This is a genomic window from Streptomyces sp. NPDC001544 (assembly GCF_042894285.1).
GTDB lineage: Bacteria > Actinomycetota > Actinomycetes > Streptomycetales > Streptomycetaceae > Streptomyces.
Map to the genome: position 1 here is coordinate 153,617 of NZ_JBIAVN010000014.1, position 19,872 is coordinate 173,488.

16 protein-coding genes and 2 pseudogenes are annotated in these 19,872 nt (G+C 69.1%); 8 read left to right on the forward strand and 10 right to left on the reverse strand.

The window, feature by feature from the left end; all coding sequences use genetic code 11:
* The 3 genes and pseudogenes from ACFY0F_RS29600 to ACFY0F_RS29610 form a co-directional block, all read left to right on the forward strand.
* Window positions 1–707: pseudogene (locus ACFY0F_RS29600) on the forward strand (hypothetical protein); the annotation flags it as partial.
* Window positions 708–945: 238 nt separating this feature from the next.
* On the forward strand, window positions 946–1,233 hold the full coding sequence (locus ACFY0F_RS29605; protein WP_388800765.1) for a hypothetical protein: 288 nt from the start codon (window positions 946–948) through the stop codon (window positions 1,231–1,233).
* A gap of 128 nt (window positions 1,234–1,361) precedes the next feature.
* Entirely contained in the window at window positions 1,362–1,520 is a 159-nt protein-coding gene (locus ACFY0F_RS29610) for a hypothetical protein (protein ID WP_388800767.1), read from the forward strand.
* A gap of 216 nt (window positions 1,521–1,736) precedes the next feature.
* Here ACFY0F_RS29610 and ACFY0F_RS29615 read toward each other — a convergent pair whose 3' ends face one another.
* The 4 genes from ACFY0F_RS29615 to ACFY0F_RS29630 all read right to left on the reverse strand — a co-directional run bounded on the left by ACFY0F_RS29615 (window position 1,737) and on the right by ACFY0F_RS29630 (window position 6,723).
* Window positions 1,737–2,582 (reverse strand): RNA polymerase sigma factor SigF, encoded by an 846-nt coding sequence (locus tag ACFY0F_RS29615; RefSeq protein WP_388800769.1) that lies wholly within the window; start codon window positions 2,580–2,582, stop codon window positions 1,737–1,739.
* 519 nt (window positions 2,583–3,101) lie between these two features.
* A complete protein-coding gene (locus tag ACFY0F_RS29620) occupies window positions 3,102–4,040 on the reverse strand; it encodes a sigma-70 family RNA polymerase sigma factor (RefSeq protein WP_388800772.1) in 939 nt (312 codons plus the stop codon).
* Window positions 4,041–4,050: 10 nt separating this feature from the next.
* Window positions 4,051–5,241: an NAD(P)/FAD-dependent oxidoreductase gene (locus ACFY0F_RS29625; RefSeq protein ID WP_388800775.1), complete on the reverse strand. Its 1,191-nt coding sequence runs from the start codon at window positions 5,239–5,241 to the stop codon at window positions 4,051–4,053.
* Window positions 5,242–5,817: 576 nt separating this feature from the next.
* The gene (locus ACFY0F_RS29630) at window positions 5,818–6,723 is read right to left on the reverse strand and encodes a DUF2690 domain-containing protein (protein ID WP_388800778.1); all 906 of its coding nucleotides are present in this window, start codon (window positions 6,721–6,723) and stop codon (window positions 5,818–5,820) included.
* 148 nt (window positions 6,724–6,871) lie between these two features.
* Between ACFY0F_RS29630 and ACFY0F_RS29635 the strand changes: the two genes are divergently transcribed.
* Window positions 6,872–7,360, forward strand: coding sequence for a peptidoglycan-binding protein (locus ACFY0F_RS29635; protein ID WP_388800781.1), 489 nt, complete (start codon window positions 6,872–6,874; stop codon window positions 7,358–7,360).
* Here the strand turns inward: ACFY0F_RS29635 and ACFY0F_RS29640 are convergent.
* Together ACFY0F_RS29640 and ACFY0F_RS29645 are read right to left on the reverse strand one after the other, a co-directional pair.
* Window positions 7,354–8,208 (reverse strand): helix-turn-helix domain-containing protein, encoded by an 855-nt coding sequence (locus ACFY0F_RS29640; RefSeq protein WP_388800784.1) that lies wholly within the window; start codon window positions 8,206–8,208, stop codon window positions 7,354–7,356. The genes ACFY0F_RS29635 and ACFY0F_RS29640 overlap by 7 nt on opposite strands.
* A gap of 85 nt (window positions 8,209–8,293) precedes the next feature.
* Entirely contained in the window at window positions 8,294–8,680 is a 387-nt protein-coding gene (locus tag ACFY0F_RS29645) for a hypothetical protein (protein WP_388800787.1), read from the reverse strand.
* Between the two features lie 317 nt (window positions 8,681–8,997).
* Between ACFY0F_RS29645 and ACFY0F_RS29650 the strand changes: the two genes are divergently transcribed.
* The 3 genes from ACFY0F_RS29650 (at window position 8,998) to ACFY0F_RS29660 (ending at window position 12,013) form a co-directional block, all read left to right on the forward strand.
* Window positions 8,998–9,849 carry a hypothetical protein gene (locus tag ACFY0F_RS29650; RefSeq protein ID WP_388800790.1) on the forward strand — a complete coding sequence of 284 codons (852 nt, stop codon included), beginning with the start codon at window positions 8,998–9,000 and terminating at the stop codon, window positions 9,847–9,849.
* Between the two features lie 495 nt (window positions 9,850–10,344).
* Window positions 10,345–10,869 carry a hypothetical protein gene (locus ACFY0F_RS29655; protein ID WP_388800792.1) on the forward strand — a complete coding sequence of 175 codons (525 nt, stop codon included), beginning with the start codon at window positions 10,345–10,347 and terminating at the stop codon, window positions 10,867–10,869.
* A gap of 502 nt (window positions 10,870–11,371) precedes the next feature.
* Complete coding sequence (locus tag ACFY0F_RS29660; protein ID WP_388800795.1) at window positions 11,372–12,013, forward strand: trypsin-like serine peptidase; 642 nt, start codon at window positions 11,372–11,374, stop codon at window positions 12,011–12,013.
* Window positions 12,014–12,282: 269 nt separating this feature from the next.
* Here ACFY0F_RS29660 and rph read toward each other — a convergent pair whose 3' ends face one another.
* Window positions 12,283–14,877, reverse strand: coding sequence for a rifamycin-inactivating phosphotransferase (gene rph / locus ACFY0F_RS29665; protein WP_388800798.1), 2,595 nt, complete (start codon window positions 14,875–14,877; stop codon window positions 12,283–12,285).
* A gap of 532 nt (window positions 14,878–15,409) precedes the next feature.
* On the reverse strand, window positions 15,410–16,447 hold the full coding sequence (locus tag ACFY0F_RS29670; RefSeq protein ID WP_388800800.1) for a LacI family DNA-binding transcriptional regulator: 1,038 nt from the start codon (window positions 16,445–16,447) through the stop codon (window positions 15,410–15,412).
* 579 nt (window positions 16,448–17,026) lie between these two features.
* Between ACFY0F_RS29670 and ACFY0F_RS29675 the strand changes: the two genes are divergently transcribed.
* Window positions 17,027–18,208 (forward strand): MFS transporter, encoded by a 1,182-nt coding sequence (locus ACFY0F_RS29675; protein WP_388800803.1) that lies wholly within the window; start codon window positions 17,027–17,029, stop codon window positions 18,206–18,208.
* A 100-nt stretch (window positions 18,209–18,308) separates the two neighbouring features.
* Here ACFY0F_RS29675 and ACFY0F_RS29680 read toward each other — a convergent pair.
* Window positions 18,309–19,001 (reverse strand): annotated as a pseudogene (locus tag ACFY0F_RS29680) (polysaccharide deacetylase family protein); the annotation flags it as partial.
* Window positions 18,998–19,648, reverse strand: a complete 651-nt coding sequence (locus ACFY0F_RS29685) for a glycoside hydrolase family 11 protein (RefSeq protein ID WP_388800888.1) — start codon at window positions 19,646–19,648, stop codon at window positions 18,998–19,000. The pseudogene ACFY0F_RS29680 and the gene ACFY0F_RS29685, both read right to left, overlap by 4 nt.
* Between the last annotated feature and the right edge of the window lie 224 nt (window positions 19,649–19,872).

Here is a 19,872-nt window from a genome sequence, read left to right on the forward strand (position 1 = left end):
CCGGGCCGGCATCGGTCACCGCAACGGTCACCGCGGCCAACACCGCCTGCTCCTGCACCAACGTCACCTCCACCCCCATCACCGTCAACGTCAGCGCCCCGTCGTCCTGTCTGGTGTTCCTGCTGCCGCCCTCGGGTGCGGTGGTGGCCGGTCAGCCGACCACACTGACCGCGGTCGTACTGTGCAACGGTGTACCCGTCTCCGGCGCCTCGGTCACCTTCAGCGGAGGCGGAGCGACACCGGTGACCGTCACCACCAACGCCTCCGGAATCGCCACCGGATCGCTGACCTTCCCCACCGCCGGAGCGGCGTCGGTCACCGCAACGGTCACCGCGGCCAACACCGCCTGCTCCTGCACCAACGTCACCTCCACCCCCATCACCGTCAACATCACAGGTGCGGGGACGGGCGTGACAGTGCAGGTGCTGCCGTCCTGCTGGCAGTTCAACCCGCAGATCCCGCTGCCGAACACCTTCGCGGCAACACTGCGGGCGCGTGTCTCGCCTGCGACCGCGGGCGTGACGGTGAGTTTCTTCGTGGGCGGGCAGTTGGTCGGCACCGCGGTAACCGACGCCACCGGCACGGCCACCCTCAACACCAGTCTGAACCTGGCGCAGGCACTGTCAGGCAGCTTCACCGCCACCGCCACCGTCGGGGGGACCACCGTCCAGGCGACCGGTCCCCTGCCGCCCTGCCGGCCGGTGTGACCGGTCCCGACCCCGCCTCGGCCGGAACAGCACCACACCGTCGGGACAGACGGTTGCCAGGACCCGTCCGACGGTCAACCTGACCTGACGGTTCGCCGACAGCCGATCACCTTCCCCTGCAAAGTCGTCCCCCCGTTGCGCAAGGACGGGGGGACGACCCGGCCTCCAAGCCTAACGGCGAGCGTATACACGCCGCCCGGTCCCACACCAAGCCCACCTGCACTGAGGGGAGCCTTTCATGAGCCTGACGGACTTCCTGCTGGCCCTCGGCGCCACTTGCCGCATGACCCGCCTTCTCACCAAAGACACGCTCGCGGCCGGCTTCAGATCACATATCGCCGATCGCTTCGGCGACGACTCCAAGGCCGCCTACCTGGCCAGCTGCGGATGGTGCGCAAGCGTATGGGTCGCGACCGCCGTGACCGTCTGCCTCCTCGCCCTGACGGACAGCATCTGGTTCACGGCACCGGCAACCGCCCTGAGCCTGTCCTACCTCGCGGGAGTGGCCTCCCGGTGGCTGGACTGACCAACACCTGAACGCCATCAGGGCACCACCCATCAGGTGCACTGCAGAGCGCGCGCATGCGGACGGCATGACAGCGCAACGGCCGCCACTCCGGCACTCAAGCGCCGAGACACGAAACGAGAACGAACATGACCTGCAACTGCGGCGGGGTGTCCCCGCAGACCCCCATCGTCTACCAGCTGAACTTGCCCGACGGCACAACCCGCCAGTACGTCACCTACCAGGAGGCCCTGGCCGCCCAAGAACGAGCAGGCGGCGTCGGGGAGATCACGATCAGCACTCAGTGACCCTCAGGGCCCGTGCTTCGGCATCGCCCGCCTGCACAACCTCGCCCTCACGGGACGACTCGGCCCCATGTGCTCAGTCGATACAGAGCTTCTGCCCTTGATGTCCAGCATCGGGATGCGCGCATCATTGCCGTATACAACGTTGGTACGTGTACTACGCCGAGCGGGACCAGTCGTGCGCATTCGACCTCAAGCACGGCGAGGTGATCGTCCCTGTCAGCGGGTGGTGAGCATTCCCTCCCGCAGCCGAGCCAGGCAGCGAGAGAGCAACCGGGAGACATGCATCTGGGAGACGCCGAGGCGTTCGCCGATCTGTGCCTGGGTGAGTTCCTCGACGAAGCGCATGTGGATGATCTGCCGGTCGCGTTCGTCGAGTGCGGCGATCATCGGCGCGAGGGCGTGGAAGTCCTCTACCAGCTCGAGGGCCCGGTCGTCGGTGCCGACGAAGTCAGCCAGAGCCGTCTCGCCGTCCTCACTGCTGCTGATCGCAGCGTCGAGGGATGAAGCACTGTAGCCGTTGGAGGCCAGCCGGGCCTCGATGACCTCGTCCTCCGTGAGGCTCATCAGCTCCGCCAGCTCCTTGGCGGTGGGCGTACGGCCCATGCGGCTGCGGAGCTCTTCGGTGGCGCGGGCGAGCTGGACGCGGGCTTCCTGCAGCCGGCGCGGCACGTGGACGGCCCAGGTGGTGTCACGGAAGAACCGCTTGATCTCGCCGACGATGTAGGGGATGGCGAAGGAGGTGAACTCCACCTCCCGGGACAGCTCGAACCGGTCGATCGCCTTGATCAGGCCGATCATGCCGACCTGGACGACGTCCTCCATCTCCTCCGGCCCGCGGCTGCGGAACCGGCCGGCCGCGAAGCGGACCAGGGACATGTTCATCTCGATCAGCGTGTTGCGCGCATAGCTGTATTCGGGCGTGCCCTCCTCGAGGACCGCGAGCTGGTCGAAGAACAGGCGCGTCAGCTGCCGGGCGTCCTTCGGCGCCACCTGGGAGGGATCAGCGACCTCCGGCAAACCGCTTACGTTCGTGTCCGTCTTCGCCGCAGTCACTGTCGCCATGATGCTTCCCTCCCCTGTCACTGCACGCTGCCGGCCTGCCACGGACCGACGGCAGGGCGCCTGCCCCGATGTCTGCAAGTCATGCTCACAACGAAAGCGGGTGCGCCCTCTCGCGTGCGGGGCAGCTGTCACCTCGGCCTCGACCCCACCATCCCGCACCGGAGGAGCTCCGAGAAAGAGACTCGCAGCAGACGGTCGGGCTGCTTTCGGACTGGGCCCCGGTGCACCGCCGTGCAGGGGGCCCAGGAGCACGCCGCCTCCCGTATCCCTCGTGTCGGCAGGTGCTCGAACGGACACATCGGTCCGAACCCTTGCTGTTCATTCTTGAAATATCCGCGAATCGGATGCGTCTCCGAGGTGGCTTTATCGAGCAGTAGCGACGTCGCTTGTCGATGGGTTCGCTGGACTCGTCCTGGCCGGAGCCGCACAAGCTTCGGCCCCCGTGCTGCTGTGCAGCGCGGGGGCCGAAGGGGTGCCGTCCTTGCTCCGACTCAGGTCACTGGATCCCGGTGGCTCCGGTCACCAGACGGTGATGGCCGGCGCGTCGGGTTCGTGCTGCCGCCAGGCCTCGTCGAGGCGCGCGAGCCGGTCCGCGGCGGCGATGCCGTGCAGGGCCGCGACCTTGCCGTCGCCGACTTCGAACGCCACGGCGCCCACGACCCGGTCGTCGACCACGGCGAGGACGGCCGGGGAACCGTTGACCAGCGCGATGTGGAACGCGGGGAAGCCGCCGGCCAGCCGCCGCTTGGCCGCCGTGGGCTTGAAGCCGGCCCGCACATAGGAGGCGATGCGCTCGCGGGTGTCGTACCGCAGCAGCCGCCTGGCCAGTCCGTAGCCGTCCGAGACTGCGGTCGCGTCGTCTGTGAGAAGAGCCACCAGCCGTTCGGTGCGCCCCGACGTGGCGGCGGCGAGGAACTCCTCGACGATCCGGCGCGCGGACGCGGGGTCCACCGGGCCGCCGCCGCGCCGCTCGGCGGCGACCCGGCGCCGGGCCCGGTGGACATGCTGTTGGCTCGCGGACTCGGTGATGTCGAGAATTCCGGCGATCTCGGCGTGGGGGTACGAGAAAGCCTCGCGCAGGACGTAAGCGGCCCGCTCGACCGGCGAGAGGCGCTCCATGAGAATCAGTACGGCCAAGGACACCGATTCGCGCTGCTCGAAGGTATCGGCCGGACCGAGCATCGGGTCGCCCTCGAGGAGTGGCTCCGGCAGCCACACACCGGCCGCTCGCTCGTGGCGCGCCTGCGCCGAGCGGAGCCGGTCAACACAGAGATTGGTGACGACCTTGGTCAGCCACGCTTCCGGCACCTCGATACGTTCCCGGTCCGTAGCCTGCCAGCGCAGGAACACGTCCTGCACGGCGTCCTCGGCGTCGGCGGCCGAGCCCAGCAGACGGTACGCGAGCGAGGCCAGCCGGCCCCGGCTGGCCTCAAACCGATCGAGGGCTGCCCTGTCCATGGGGAGCAGCCTATGCGGCGGCCCTCACGCCAGCCCGGTCAGGCGAGGTGGCCAGGCGGCGCCTGCGCTTCGGCATGCCGAAGGTCGGGTGGGCGATGCCCCACCCCGCCCCCTTGAGCACGCCCGACTTGAGCCGCGCGGCGGTCCGGCCGCCCAGGTACCAGGACTTCGCCCGGACGTTCGCGTCCACCATCTGGAAGATCGCGTCCCGCCGCCCGAGGCTGATGTGGTTACCGTAGTACTTCAGCCCGGTGGTCGGGACCTTGCCGCCCGTCAGGCGCGCGATGATCGCGGCGGTAGCCTGCATGTTGGTGACGCCGGCCGAAGCGCAGGACATCGGCAGCGGCCGGCCGTTCTCGCCGATCGCGTAGGCGCAGTCACCGGCGGCGTAGACGTCCGGATGTGAGACCGAGCGCATGCTGCCGTCGACGACGATCTGGCCGGTCTCGGCGACCTTCAGACCGCTGCCGGCCGCGATGGGGTCCACTGCGAAACCAGCGGCCCACACGGTCACGTCGGCCGGGATGGACATGCCGTCGGCGGCGATCGCCTGTGTCGGCTCGACGGCTTCGACGTCGGTGTGCTCGTGGACGGTGATGCCGAGCCGGTCGAAGGCTTGGCGCAGGTGACGGCGGGCCTTCGCGGAGAGCCAGGCTCCCAACTCGCCTCGGGCGGCGAGCGCGACCGAGAGGTCAGGCCGGGATTCGGCGAACTCGGTCGCGGTCTCGATGCCGGTCAGCCCCTCACCGACGACCAGCACGGCGCCGCCCTCTCCCATTCCGGCCAGGCGCTCGCGTAGACGCAGCGCCGAGGACAGGCCGGTCACGTCGAAGGCGTACTCGGCCACGCCCGGGACGCCGTGGTGGGCCACGGAGCTGCCGAGCGCGTAGAGAAGCGTGTCGTACACGAGCTCACCGTCGCCGTCCTCGCCGGTCACGGCGACGGTCCGGCGCTCGGGGTCGACACCGGTGACGCGCGCCAGGCGCAGGCACACCCCGGTGCCCGCGAATACATCGGTGAGCTTGCGGAACGTGAGGTCCTGGCCGATGGCGAGCTGGTGGAGCCGCATCCGCTCGACGAAGTCGGGCACGGCGTTGACGACGGTGATCTCGGTGTCGGCCGGAGAGAGCCGGCGGCCCAGGTTTCCGGCGGCGAAGGCCCCGGCGTATCCGGCTCCGAGTACCACGATGCGATGCTTCATGGCGTTGCTCCTGTCTCATTCGCGTGCCCTTCGAACGAGATGGCGCCGCAATTGCTGACAGGAGCCGGATGTGACGCCGGTCACATAACCAAAACGAGCGGCTGAGCCTCCGGCAGGTGCCTGGGCCTGCGTGTCGAAACGGAGAGATGGCGGACTATGGATCGGCATCTCAATCGGGAAGGGCTCGCTGCCCAGCCGCGGAGTGGCACGGTCGGGTGACCTTTGGCATGCAGTGCGTGTCCCGAGCGGCCGCCGACGCCGTGCAGCGGCAGCGTCCGAGTGCCGGTCTGCGAAGGACTGGGCCGTGTGTCGGAGCTATCCAGTCCACACTGACCCCGGCGAGCGGCACGACCTCTTCGCGGCGCAGGCCGGGGTACTCGCCGGCCCGGGTAGTCGGCCATGCCGAACTGGGAGCACAAGGCCGCCCGCCACGCCACCAAGGCCACACCCCGCTCCCGCTGAGCACACGCTCGCCGCTCTGCGACCTGGAAAGCCTCCCCGGCCGTTCTTTCCCGCCTGCATCGGTCAGTCGCCGAACTGCACTGCCCTGCTGCGGGAGAGCGGACCGGGCCGGCTTCACGATCCGGAAGGGTGAGGGGATGGCACCGGCGGCTCGGGGGGCTCGAGCAGGTGACGTTGCCCGCCCGGCTTCGTGCAGCCGTGTCGACCGGAGCGCAGCTGCGTGCAGGCCTTCGCCTCCGAGGGGTCGGAGGCGGGGACCATGGCGGTGTACACATCGGTGTCGTAGTGCACCCGTTCCCGCATGTGTCTGCCGCGTGCCGGGACGACCTCTGCCACGTCACCGGGGACGCCCCAGCTGATACGGCCCCAGGCGGCCCGGCATGCGTCGCTGTACCGCAGCTCGACGTACACCCCGTCCACCCGGATCAGGGCGGAGGTCCAGGCGTCGCCTGCGCACCCGGTGTCCTTGGGGTCGAGTCCGGCGCAGCCGTCCGAGTAGCACTGCGTGTCCGGACCGGCTTCCGCGCCGGTCGTCGATGTCGCCGGGGTGGCGGACACCCCGTGCGGGCCGGCCGCGTCATGACCGCCTGCGGCGGCGAAGGCCGCCAATCCGGCGGCCACTGCGGCCGACAGGACGAGGACGCCGGCCAGCCGCGCACCCGGGGACATCCGGCGCGCGAGCCGAGTGGCCGGCTTCACCGCCTCAGCCGCCGGCTCTTCGCTGGGGCCGCCCTCCGCGCGGGGAGTGTGCGGCCGGTTCCACGCCTGCTCCGCCAGTTCCCACAGGGATGTCAGGGCTGCGGCATCGCTGCCCACCAGCCGACCCAATGCCTCGACGGCCTCTCGGGGCGGCAGCTTCTTGCCGTTCAGGTACCGCTCCCAGGCGGATTTGCTGAACGGCGTCTGCCCGGCCAGCGCCGCGAGGCTCAGCCCGCTGGCGTCCTTCATCTTCCGCAGCCGGTCCACCAAGGCCCATACATCGGGCTCCAGTTCCTCCGGTAACGCCCGCCACTCCCCCATTGCCGGCCCCTCACACCATCCGCCACGGACGACACGCCCAACCGACGGTACGGGCACGGCTGCTGTCGCAAAAGCGCACTGCTTGCCATTTCCCGTCGCCGGGTAGAGGCGGGACATGGGGGTTACCGGGGGGCTGCATCCAGTGCGCGTGGTACTCGTCCTTGCCGTCGCGACGGTCCTGGCGTCCGTACCGGCCGGTGCCGCCGACCGGCCGACGGCGTCGTATGTCACCGGCCGCGGCGCCCTCAGCGACGACTGGCGGGACGAAGGGCTGCTCGACGCCCGCGAGCATCCGCGCAGTGATCTCGTCGGCCTGTGGCAGTCCGTACTGTGGGCGGACGGTTATCTCGCCCGGGCCTTCGTCACCTGCCGCTACGACGGCCGTACCCAGGAGGCCACCCGCGTCTGGCAGAGCAACCACGGTCTGATCGCCGACGGGGTCACGGGAGCCCAGACGTTGGGCTTCGCGGCCGGCAGACTGGTGTCCAGACCGCCGTGGACGGTGTACGTCGGCGAGTGGTACGCCCTGCCGCTGCGCCGCACGGGCGCGGGTGTCTACGAGGCGTACGACGAAGGCCGCTTCGTCCCGCTGCGCACCGACGCGGCCACTCTGCACGTCTGCCGGGACGCTCACTGATCCACGATCCAGGAGGTGCGGGCGCTGACCCCGAGTTGGCGGCCGGGCAGGTCCACGCTCCCCTTTGCCCTGTCGGGTGTGGCGCCCAGCATGCCGGTGCGTGCGTTGCCGGCGGGTGCGGTCACCGCGTGGCCGTCGGCGGAGACGGTGAGATCTGTCGTTCCGGCGCCGGGGGCGACCTCCGCCCACACCGCACGGCAGAGCGGGCTGTACCACAGCGATAGCGTCCGGTGGTCGGCGCGGAGCGTGTGCACCGGCACACTGCCCCGGTCGCAGCCGATCCGGTACGGGTCCCGGCCCCGGCAGCCGTCGCCGAGACAGGGCGCCCGCGTTGGTGATCCGGTCGCGGTCTGCAGCGGCCAGGGCCATTCGGGGGCGCCGGGCGGCGCCGCGTGGGGAGCCGGGACACGGAACGCTGGGCGACCGCCGCCGTCCCAAGGGCTCAGCAGGGTCAGCAACGAGGCCAGCAGCAGTGCCGTCCCCAGCAGACCGCCGAGCGTGGTCGTCCGAGATCCGGGGCGAGGGGCCGCACCGGTCGCCGCCGCTGCGGTTGCCTTCGCGGCCCGGGGCGGGAGCCCTGTCCGCCCCGGTGCCGGTTGCCGGGCGACGGCGGTCGCGGCCACCTCCCACAGTGCCAGCAGTCGGCTGCGCTCCTGGGAAGCGAGACGTCCAAGGGCGTCGACGGCTTCCCACGGCGGCATCGCCCGCCCGGACAGATAGCGGTGCCACGAGGTCGCGCTGTAGCCCGTCTTCCGAGCGAGCTGGGCGAGTGTCCAGCCGTGGCGGCGTTTCAGGCGCCGCAACTCGTCCAGCAGCCGCCGGTGGGCGTCCGGAAGGTCTTCCGGCACGGGCCTTCGCAGCGTCACGCGAGACGCCGGGCGATGCCGGGCGCGCGGAACCGGCCCCGTCGTGCTCGCGCGCCGGGGTGCGCGGTCAGCAGCCCGCCTTGCCGTCGATCTGGACCGTGCTCACGGTGTCCGGCTGGAGCGTCCGGTCCTCGTGGGGTGCCAGGCAGATGCCGTACACGCCGCCACCCGCGGCGGTCATGTGCAGGATCGCCCGCTCCTCGTTGAGGGCGCTGTAGACCGCGTAGGCACCGTAGGCGTCCGGTTTGAGGTCTTGCGGGAACGACGTGACGCCGCGGTACGAACCCGTCGGCTGCCCGCGCGCCCAGTCGTCCGCCGTCTTGTAGAAGCAGACGTCCAGTTCCGCGCAGCCGTTGTCGGCTCGCGCCGCCGCCGACGGGGTGCCCGCGGCCAGGGCGGTGGTGGCGAGTGCGCCGGCCACGGCGGTTGTCGTCAACCTCTTCGCACGTCCCATGACCATCAGGGCAACACGCAGGATGCGAGAGGGAAAAGGAGTTTTTCGGTCCGCCGTCCCAGCCGTCTCGCGGGGTCGTCTTTCCGCCCGGTGTCTTCCGAGGTCGCCGGGGTGGGGTCCGCCGCCACAGACCTCGGCGGTCGGTTCGCGACCGTCCCGGCCACCACCGCGGCACCGTCCCGGCAGTACAGCGCCGTCAAGGGCGACAGGAGGTGGACCGCGCGACGTATGGTGCGCACGAGACCTGTGCGCCGCACGCGCCCAGCATGCCTGCTCGGAGACCCTGGCGGGTTGCCTTCGACCTAATGGAGATTCACATGCGTATACGTACCCTGTCGGTGGCCCTTCCCGGCGCCGTCGCTCTGTCCGCGCTGTGCCTTCCGGCAGCCGCTCAGGCGGCGGAGCGTCCAGGCGCGGCCGCGAGACTCGGCTCCTTCGCCGCCCACGACGTCCATCCCCGCACCTCGCTGGGCGACATCAGTTTCTCCAAGGCGGTCATCAACGGCGGCAAGGACATCGTTCTGGGCACCGCCACCAGAAAGTCCGTCACCGTGACGTACACGGCCACCAGTTCCAGTGGGGTGGCCCTCACGGAAGCGTTCCTCTGGCAGGGCACGGACAGCTCGAACACAGACACCATCACCGGATCCCTGGGCACTGACGACGACCCCACCTGCACCGAGTCGACGACCCGGACCGGCGTCTACGCCTGCAAGGCCGTCTTCCACATCAACGCCGCGTCCGACCTGAAGAACAACGGCGTCGCAGGGACCTGGAAGCTGTTTCTCGGCGGGTACGACCTCTACGCCAACGCAAGCTACAACGACGACGTCGCAACCACCCGGATCAAGAAGGCGTCCCAGGTGACCGTCGACGCCACCCCGGAGCCGGTGAAGAAGGGCAAGACCGTCACGGTCACAGGCAGCCTGAAGCGTGCCGACTGGAACAACGGCACCTACGCGGGCTACGCGGGGCAGGAGGTGCTGCTCCAGTACCGCAAGAAGGGAAGCAACACCTACACGACCCTGAAGAAGGTCACGAGCAGCACCGGTGGCGCGCTCAAGACCACCACGACGGCCACAGCCGACGGGTACTACCGCCTGTCCTTCGTCGCCAACACCACGACCGCTGCCTCAACGGCGGCCGGTGACTACGTCGACGTCAAGTAGTCGCGGGACACCCGCTGTTCAAAGCGTCATGAAGCGTCATTCTGGATGAGGCCAGGGGCCGCTGTCCTCTTCATGGACCGCGGCCCCTTGCCGTGTCGGCCGCATCGGGTGTTCGGCTGACCGTCACGAGTCGTCCGCGCGGGGCCGGACGGGATCCCAAGGCATCCCAGGTACCGTCTGTTTCCGCAGGTCAACGAGGGTGGGACCGTTCCACCGCTGCTGGTGCGGCGACAACGGTTGTGTGGATTCCCGCCGTCCTCGAAGCTCTGGGTGTCGCACCGGCCGAGGCAGCACGACCGCCCCGGCAGCGGCATGGCAACGACACCACCCCGCGCCCCCGTACCGGGGCACCTCTGTGTGTCCGAGGGCCGCATGTGCGACACGGACGCGGAGGAGGTGGGTGGCGACAAGTCGGCACGCGCCTTCGGTACTGAAGCCGGAGTCGGCCGAGAGCAACTGCCCACGGACCAGACGGACAAGAAGAGGAAGACACAGATGAACAGCAAGTCCCCCGCACACCGCCGTACGGGCCGCCGCGTGGCCGTCGCAGCCGGCCTCGTCCTGGCTGTCGGACTCGGTGTGTCGACCCAGGTGCCGGCACAGGCGTCCGTTCACGCCCCCGCAAAGGCGTCCGCCGCCGCACCACAGTCGGTCAGCGGCACGACCGGCCAAGTGGTGACCCGGGTCGCCGACTTCTACGGCGCTTACATCGACGCGTTCCACGACTACGCGGACCCGGACGTCACGCTCGCCGCGGCGCTCCGCAAGCACTACCTGACGCCCGACTTCGCCAGGCGGCTGGCGGCCTGGGAGAAGGAGAACGGGGAGGACGGCGTTCTGCGGGCCCAGAACGTCCCGGCGAAATGGACGGTGGGCGACAACGGCGCCGTGGGCAACGGCCATGAGGTCGTCGTCACTCTGACCTTCGGCAGCGGGGAGACGACGACGAAGATCAAGCTCTTCGTGCTGGTGGAGCGGTACAACCACATCGTCGACATCGGCACCACGAGCGCCCGCTGACGACGTAGCCGCTCCGACCCGGCCTGCCCCGGTCGGGGCAGGCTCGAAGGTCCGCCGAACACATGACGGGTCATCACCTCCCTCTAGCTTCGGCAAATCGTTCGATCATCGAGTAGTCGTCCCCTATCGTCAGCTTGTCCTGTCCGGTCGCCCGTCGGGGGAACGCACGAGTGAACAGACCTACCAAGCTGCTCAGTTCATTGACTGCCGCCTGTGTGGCCGTCGGGCTGATCACCACAGTGGTGGTCGAACCAGCCGGCGCTTCCCCTGCCGTTCCAGCCGCACCGCACTGGACGGCCGCGGCGGCGATGCGGTTCTGGACCGATCAGCGTATGGCGGAGGCCAAGCCCTTTCCGGACGCGCCGGGAAAATCCTCGTCACAGCGTGCGCTGCACGCCCGGGCAACGGGGGCCGGACCTACGAGCTCGCACTTCGACGGGCTGGCGATGATCGGGCGGATGTACCTGCGAGCGGCGGCGGATCCTACTTCTGCACCGCGAGTGTGATCAACAGCCCGCACCACAACATCGTGCTGACCGCAGGCCATTGCATGGACGCCAGGGCCGGTGGCGGCTCGATGGCGTTCGTGCCGCAGTGGACCGCGGCGAGCCCACGACCGCACGGGATCTTCCCGGTCGCCAGCGACTCCCGGGGGCGCGGCCGGGTCTGGATCGATCAACGCTACTACGATCGCGGACATGTGAAGGGTGCCCCGTGGGATGTGGCGTTCGTCCAGGTCGGGGCCCGCAACGACGGCAGGCAGGTGCAGGACGTCGTAGGGGGTAACGCCCTTGCCACCGGGCGCGGTTACGCGTTTCCCCGAGTCAGGCTCATCGGCTACCCGAACACGGATCGCCAGCCTCTGTCCTGCACCAACTCCACGAAGCGGTTCGCACCCACGGACGGCACACCCGGGGTGTACCTCCGGATCGCCTGCGACGACTACCGGTCGGGTACCAGCGGCGGCCCGTTCCTGGCGAACTTCAACTCGCGCACCCGGACGGGAGACGTGGTGGGCAGCATAGGTGGTTGGCAGACCGGCGGGCCCACCGCGGACATCTCGTACAGCCCGTACTTCGGCTCCGATGTCCGGCGCCTGTACAACGCGGCCGTGGCCGGCACCCCGCCCGCCCGCCCGGCCTGACCGCACCGCTTCGGTCCGCCTGGACGCCGGCACGGGCCGTCGGTGAACCTCGCCCGCGGGTACCGGCGTTGACGACATCCGCCGGGCTGTCGCCGCACGACGTCCAGGGTGCCGCTCGTCCCGGAACTGCGGCGGCCGGTGCATACCTCCGTCTCCCGGCCTGCCGCTGGATGTGCGAGCACCTCGACCGCGTCACCGCCGCGAACCGCAACGTCTGCGACGGCTCGTGGCAGTGCGTCAGGGCGCACCGGCCTCCTCGGTGTGGTCGGTCACGGGAGGATTTCGACGTACCCGTCGCTTCCGTGCACGCGGATCCGCTGCTTGTCACGGATCAGCCGGGTAGCGTGCTCCACGCCTACGACGGCCGGCAGGCCGTACTCCCGGGCGATCACCGCGCCATGGGTCATCAGGCCGCCCACCTCGGTCACCAGGCCCGAGATCCCGACGAAGAGCGGCGACCAGCTGGGGTCCGTATGGGCCGTGACCAGGATGTCGCCCGTCTCGAGATCGGCTTGCGCCATGTCGTGGACGACGCGGGCCCTGCCTTCGATCGTCCCGGCGGAGACCGGTAGGCCGATCAGGGCACCGGCCGGCACGTCGTCGCGTCGGTACGTTCCGGTGACGGTCTCGCCATCCGAGGTGAGGACCCGGGGTGGTGTGAGCGCGTGGTACGACCGGAACGCGTCCTTGCGCTGCCGGATGAGCCGGTCGTCCACGTGGTGGGAGCGTACGACGTCATGGAGCTCCTGGAACGTGAGGTAGAAGATGTCTTCCTTCTCACGAAGCACGGTGGCCTGCACGAGGCGCTCGGCCTCCGCCAGCAGAGCCTGCTTGTAGATGAAGTAGCGGCTGATGATGCCGTATTTCGGGTACTCCCGGTATCCGATGAAGGTTCGGACCCGGTCGATCATCCGCTTGGTCTCCTCGGCCTTCAGGTCCCCGTCCGGCAGGGCCCGCAGGCGGGACAGCACATCCTGTTCCTTCTCCTGCGCCTTCTGCCGTCCTTGCTCGAAGCGCAGGCGGGCGGCGCCCGGTTCGAAGTTCCTGACGTTGTCGAGGATCGCCGGCACAAGCGTGGTGGGGCTCTCGCGCCAACGAGGCCTGGTGATGTCGATCTCGCCGGCACAGCGCATGCCGTACCGGTCGAGGTATTCCTCGAGGGCATCGCGCACTTCGGTCCCGCCCGCGAGCTTCGCCAGCTCGTCCAGGAAGCTTTCGTCCTCGACGTTCTGCAGGAACGCCACAACCTCCGGGTGGGGGCGGATCACATCCGCGACGTCGAGCAGTGCCAGCCCCATCTCCGAGGTGACGTTGCCGGGCGCGGACAGTGTGAGCGTGTCTGCCGCGTTCTTCTCGCCGAGCCACTCCTGCAACTTCTCGTTGAGCCACCAAGTGGCCTCCATCCCGGCCATGATCGCCTGGATGCTCAGCGGATCACTGAGGACGCGCTTGTGTTCCTCGAAGGCCTCCAGCAGGAAGTCGCACAGAGCCGGTCCGGTCTTCGTCCGGATGTCGCGTCGCAGGTCGGCGATGGACGCCTGGCTGCGCTCGATCAGCTCGGTGACGATGGCCGGATCGGTCTCGATCGGGGCGGACGCACCGCCGGCCGGCGGCCTGCCGAGACCCGCGTCCGCAAGCGCCGGGACGAAATCGTCGTGCTCGAGGACGGTTTCCAGCGCGTCCCTCGTCAGCGGATCGCCCCGCCCTATGACGTCCAGGAGGGCGGCGCGGCTCGCGGGTGAGGCGAGGCGCCGAGTGACGTCGACGAAGAGTCTCCCGCCGGCCGCGTGCATGGGCACCATGGCCGTCAGCTGCCACATGGACAGCCCGAGGGGTTTCATGGGATCGGTCATCATCTGTTGATGACCGACGGAGACATAGACGTGATTCTCCTGATCTCCGGTCTCCGGAATGGGGAACAGCGTCGTGATCGGCCGACTCTGAACGATCTGGAAGCCGTCGTCGTCCAGACACCATTCGATGTCCTGAGGGCAGCCGAAGTGCGCCTCGATCCGCCGCCCCAGCCGCACCAGCTCCACGACCTGTGCGTCTGTCAGCGCCGGTTTTTCCTGCCACTGCGAGTCGATGGCCGTTGCCCGCGTGCCGCCGGTCGGCAGGGCGTGAACAGCACGCTGTTTGACGGCTATCGTCTTGGCGACGACTTCGCCGTCTCGGACTTTGAAGACGTCCGGGTTCACCAGGCCGGAGACCAGGGCCTCGCCGAGGCCGAAGCCGGCGTCAATGGTGGCAACCTTCCGGTTGCCTGTAACGGGGTCGGCCGTGAACAGGATGCCGGCCGCATGGGGGAAGACCATCTGCTGCACGACGACAGCCATGTGGACCGTACGGTGGTCGATGCCGTTGCGCCGGCGGTAGGTCACGGCCCGCTCGGTGAACAGCGAGGCCCAGCACCGGCTGACATGCTGGAGAATCGCCGTCGGTCCCACGACGTTCAGGTACGAGTCCTGCTGGCCGGCGAAGGACGCCGTCGGCAGGTCCTCTGCCGTGGCGCTGGATCGGACGGCGTAGGCGGCGTGCTCGCCGAGCCGGGCGAGCGCGCGGGTGATCGCCGCCGCGACATCGCCCGGGACGGCGATTTCCTCGATGGTCCGGCGAATCTGCGCGCTGAGCATCTGGATCGCCTCACGGTCGTCCGGGTTCAGGCGCGACAGCTGATCGAGCCGGTCCTCGATCGACGGCGCTTGCGCCACGATCCGCCGGAACGCGTCCGTCGTGACGCAAAAGCCACGCGGCACACGGATCCCTTCGATCCGCGACAACGCGCCCAGGTGCCCGCCCTTGCCGCCGACGACCGCGACCCGCGGGTCCCCCTCCAAAAGGTCCACCACATACTGCTCGGTCATCGCGGTACCCCCGAGACGGCCGTGCCCCGTCGCACTGAACCGGCCGGTCGCATCACCGGGGCCTCCCGCTCTGTCGCCCCGCTGGCCGCACATGCCCTCATCCCTGACTGCCTTCCCTCCGACGAGTCGGGCCTCCCCCGCGTCTCCGCCTCGAGCACCCGTGACCGCACAGCCGTTACAACCGCTGATTCGACGTCACCGCGTCCCCGTACGCCGACAACGACACACGCATGCCGCGCCTTCGCCTCCGCAGGTTGTGGCCTTGGTGGACGATTCTGCGGCGCGACGGGGGTCTTGCCGCAAGCCCCCCAGTGCGCTATACCTTGGTAGTGGCAAGGAGAGAGATCTCCTTGCCTTTGTCTTTTGCCGTCGCACCGGTGACCGGTCTCCGGACCGGACGCGACCCGTTGCTGCCGACGCTCACCAGGTCTGCCCCCGTCGGCGATGTTCCACAGGATGGGAACGCCGTTCGGCGGGGGTGACGTCTATGGCGGGCGTCATTACAGGCGCCCTGCTCCCTCCTCGGCACGGGTCATGTGGTGCCGCGGATGTCCAGACGTGGCGTGAGTACGGCGGGAGGGGGCAGTTCGCCGGTGAGGAGCTGGTCGACCTGGTGGACAGCCAGTTCGCCCAGCCGCCGCTTGTCGAGGTGGAGGGTGGTCAGCGGCGGGTCGACGAGATCGGTGATACTCAGTCCGTCGTAGCCGACCAGTGCGCAGTCGTCGGGTACTCGGACGCCGAGTCGGCGAGCGGCCCGCAACGCGCCCATCGCGACAAGGTCGTTGAAGGCGAAGACAGCGGTGATGTCGGGGAACGTGGTCTGCAGTTCCTCGAACGCGGCGGCGCCGCCGGCCGGTGACTGTTCACCCATGACCACCCAGCGGTCATCGACCGGCAGCGCGTGCTGGGCAGCGACTTCCAGGAAGGTGCGGCGCCTTACGACCGGGTCACAGACACACTCGCAGTCGATCAGGCCGATCCGGCGATGCCCCTTCTCGATGAGGTGGTGCATTCCGGCCCGGACGCCGGACGCGGTGTCGACGTGGACCAGTGCGTGAGTCGAGGAGTCCAGCCCTCGATCGACTATGACCAGCGGCACGCTTTCCAGGTACGGCTCAAGCTGCTTGTCGGGATGGCTGAGGTAGCCGACGAGTGCGTCGACCTGCCGGCCGAGCGAGCGGACCAGCGCCAGCTCTCGCGACCGGTCGTTTTCGGTGCTGGCGACGAGCACCTGCCAGTCACGCTCGTCCGCAGCCGATATCACCCCTGCGACGAACTCGGGGAAGAAAGGGTTGACCACGTCCGGGACGATGAGCCCGACTGTCACGACATCCGGGCGGACCAGCCCGCGGGCGAACCGGCTCGGCCGGTACCGCAGCCGCCTGGCCACTTCGAGCACACGACGCTGAGTCTCCGGGTCGATCTCACCTTTGCCGTTGACCGCACGGGAGACGGTCTGATGGGACACGCCTGCGGCCTGGGCGACATCGCGGAGTGTGACGCGCTTGACGGGCCTCGTGGCGAGGGGGTCCCGTCCTCGCGGGTCTTCCGTTTCACGCTGTCCGGCCACTGTGCCCACTCACTCCCGTTGTCGTGCTGCTCCAGGCCCAAGTCAATCAGGTTCAGTGGTCTGCCGCGCCCCTGACGTCGCCGTCCCCTCCCGCGCGGCCGACGCACGTCGCAGGCAAGCCGTCGACCGATCGCAGGCTCCGACGGCCCGGGCATTGACGCACGCCGACGGTGTGCGCGACCATTCGTTAGCGTTCACGTTAACGGTAACGGAGAGGAGATGCGTCATGGCTTCCGCGAGGAGCTCGCTGCCTGAGCCCCACCCCTTGCTCCAGGGCGTGTTAGGCGAATGGCACGCACAAGCCGGAGTCTTTTCGGCACTGCCGGACGCGCCAGTGGAGCCGGATGATCCACAACGGCGATCTTGGTTGCGTCAACTGGCAGTACGTTGGGGTGAGTCGAGCAGTGGTCGGTCTTCTTCCAGCCGGTCCGTCCGCCGTCGTCAGTGCGTTCCCGCTCCCAGCGCACGGCCTCGGGCCTGATCGGGGTCCGAGAGACCGCCCTGCGGCCAGCATCCACCGCCGCAGTCGTTCCCGAGCGCCGCACCCCTGGCGTTCCCTTGCATCTTCTCGGAGACCAAGTGACTGACACGGCTCTGGAACCACCGCAGACCGAGCGGCTGTTCACCCGTCCGGCCGCGGCCGCGTCCTGCGTCGGCTTCGTCCTCATCGGCATGCTCCAGGCCCTCTACGGCCCGGCGGTTCCAGCCCTTCGTGCCGAGTACGACCTCGCCCCGTGGAGCGCCGGTCTCGGCCTGAGTCTTCATTTCACGGGCGGAGTCGCGGGCGTCCTCCTCTTCAACGCCATCCGCTCCCGGCTCACCAACCGGGCACTGCTTGCGACGAGTTACGGACTCATGGCGGCGGGCAGTGCCGGCTTCGCGCTCGCCCCCAACTGGCCGACCGCCCTCGCCGCCGCTTTTGCCGGCGGTCTGGGCTTCGGCGGCATCGACTACAGCCTGAACCAGCTCTTCGCGGTCGGCTTCGGGAGCAGGTCCACCGCCATGCTGAACATCCTCAACGCGCACTTCGGCATCGGCGCGGTACTCGGCCCGGCGCTGATCGCGTGGCTCGGGCCGGACGACTACCCGTACACGTTCGCAGTGTGCGCCGCGATGGCCGGACTGTTGATCCTCTGCACGGGGGGCGTCCGCACGCAGGGAACCGTCACCGAGGGCCCGCGCACGTCCAGGGCAAGAGGTGCCCTCTCCCGTGTCCTCGTCGGCTTTCTCGTCCTCTACATACTGAACGTTGCCGTCGAGGCGGGCGTCGGCGGCTGGGAGCCGACCCATCTCGAGACCGTCGGCTACAGTGCGGCGGCGGCCGCGTCCGCGACCTCCGTGTACTGGCTGATGATGACAGCGGGCCGCTTCCTCGTCGCGCCGGTCACGTTGAAGTACGCCCCCGAGTACATCCTCGGCGTGTGCGCCGCGGGCATGACCCTTTGCCTGCTGCTCGCACTCGTCAAGGCGCTGGCGCCCCTCGCTTACGCCGGTGTGGGCTTGTTCATCGCGCCGGTCTTCCCGACCGGTCTGCCCTGGCTCAACAAGGTGCTCCCTGAGGCCAGGCGTGCCGGCGCCTGGGTGATCGCCGCTTCCATGATCGGCGGGGTCGCAGCACCGCCCTTGCTGGGCGTGGGGATCGAAGCATCCGGGATCCATACCGTTCCCTGGCTGCTGACCGTTCTGTCGGCTGCCTCTCTGGTGGCGACGGCCTGGCTGATCGGGATGACGAGGACGTCGAGCGGCACGAAGTCCGCCTGACGCGGGTGCGGCGCTGTTGTCGCCGGTCGGTACGGCGTGCGGACCGCCGTACCGACGGTGACGCGGACCGGGTCAGCCCCCATGGAACGTGGGCGGTTCAGCCCGTGGGAGCGACGGCGTGGCCCGTCTGCGGAGAGATCATGCCGGCGCACAGGCCGCGGCTCGCCAGGGTCTGGGCGATGCGCGGGATCGCGGCGAGCGTGTTGGCGGGCCACTCGTGCATGAGGATGACCTGGCCGCTGGCCAGCCGGGACACGGCCTGGACGATGGCGTCGGTGCTCGCACCGTTCCAGTCCTGCGAGTCGGCATCCCAGATGACCTGCGTCACACCGTACTTGGCCGCCACCGCCCTGACGGCGGCATTGGTGTCGCCGTACGGCGGGCGGAACAGTCTGGGCGTGCCGCCGCCGGCCGCCGCGATCGCCTGCTGGGTGCGGGAGATCTCGGAGTCGATCTGCGCCTGGCTCAGACCCGTCAGATGCGGATGGGTGTAACTGTGGTTGCCGATCCACATCCCGGCGGCCGCCTCGGCCCGGACCTGGGCAGGGTAAGCGGCCGCGTACTGGCCCTCGTTGAACACGGTCGCCCGGAGCCCGTTCTGCTTGAGGGCGTTGAGCAGGGCAGGGGTGTGGGCGTTGGACGGACCGTCGTCGAAGGTGAGTCCGACGTAGCCGGAGCAGGTGGCCGCGTGGGACGGGGCGGTGCCGATGGTGAGCGCGCCGGCGACGGCCAGCGTGACGGCCGCGAGGGCGGCCGCCGACGGACGCGCCGTGAGCCGTCGTACGGTCTTCACGACGTCACCGTGATGTTGGAGTTGCCGCTGCTCTGGTACCCCTCGGTGGCGAGGATCATGTAGTACTTGAAGGTGCCGAGAGGCATTCCGGCTCGCGCCCAGGCGTCGAAGTGGTTGCCGGTGGTGATGGTGCCGCCGATCCGCTTGGACTGCCGTACGCTCCAGTACTGGTTGAAGGTCCTGTTGCCCTCGACGGACGGAGCGTTGTACCGCGTCGTCTGGTAGATGTCGTACGTGCCGCCGTCGCTGGTGACGGTGCCCTTGTACGCGCCCGTGGGCCGATAGTTGCCCCAGCTGTCGACGATGTAGTACTCGACGAGTGGATTCGACGTCCAGCCGTAGAGGGACAGGTAACCGTTGCCGGACGGATTGAAGCTGCCCGAGTAGGTCACGTTCCGTCGTCCGCCCGTGCTCCAGCCCTTGCCGGCGACGAAGTTGCCGGTGTTCCGCCAGCTGGTGCTGTAGTTGCCGCCGGAGCCCAGGGTCATGGAGACCGTGCCCTGCGAGTCGGTCCAGAACGAGTAGTAGTACCCGTTGTTGGTGCCGGTCTGGTTCGTGGTGATGACCGTGGCGGCGCGGGCGGTACCGGGCAGGGCCAGCCCGGCTGCCGTGCCCAGCAGTAGGGCGCCTGCGCTCCTTCGACTCAGCGCGTGATCGAATGCGTTCACGTCGTGTCGCCTCCTCGAGGCCTGTGGGGGTGTGGGTTGGCGGGCAAGAGTGTTGGCCCAGCCATTCCATCTGTCAACAGTTTCGGCAGCTCATTCGAAACATTCGGACCCGGGATACTCAGGGGCTTGATCTAGGTTTGGCCTGGTGAGAGCGCTTGGGAGAGTGAATTGGCCAAAGTAGGATCCAGTGCGCCCAACCCGCA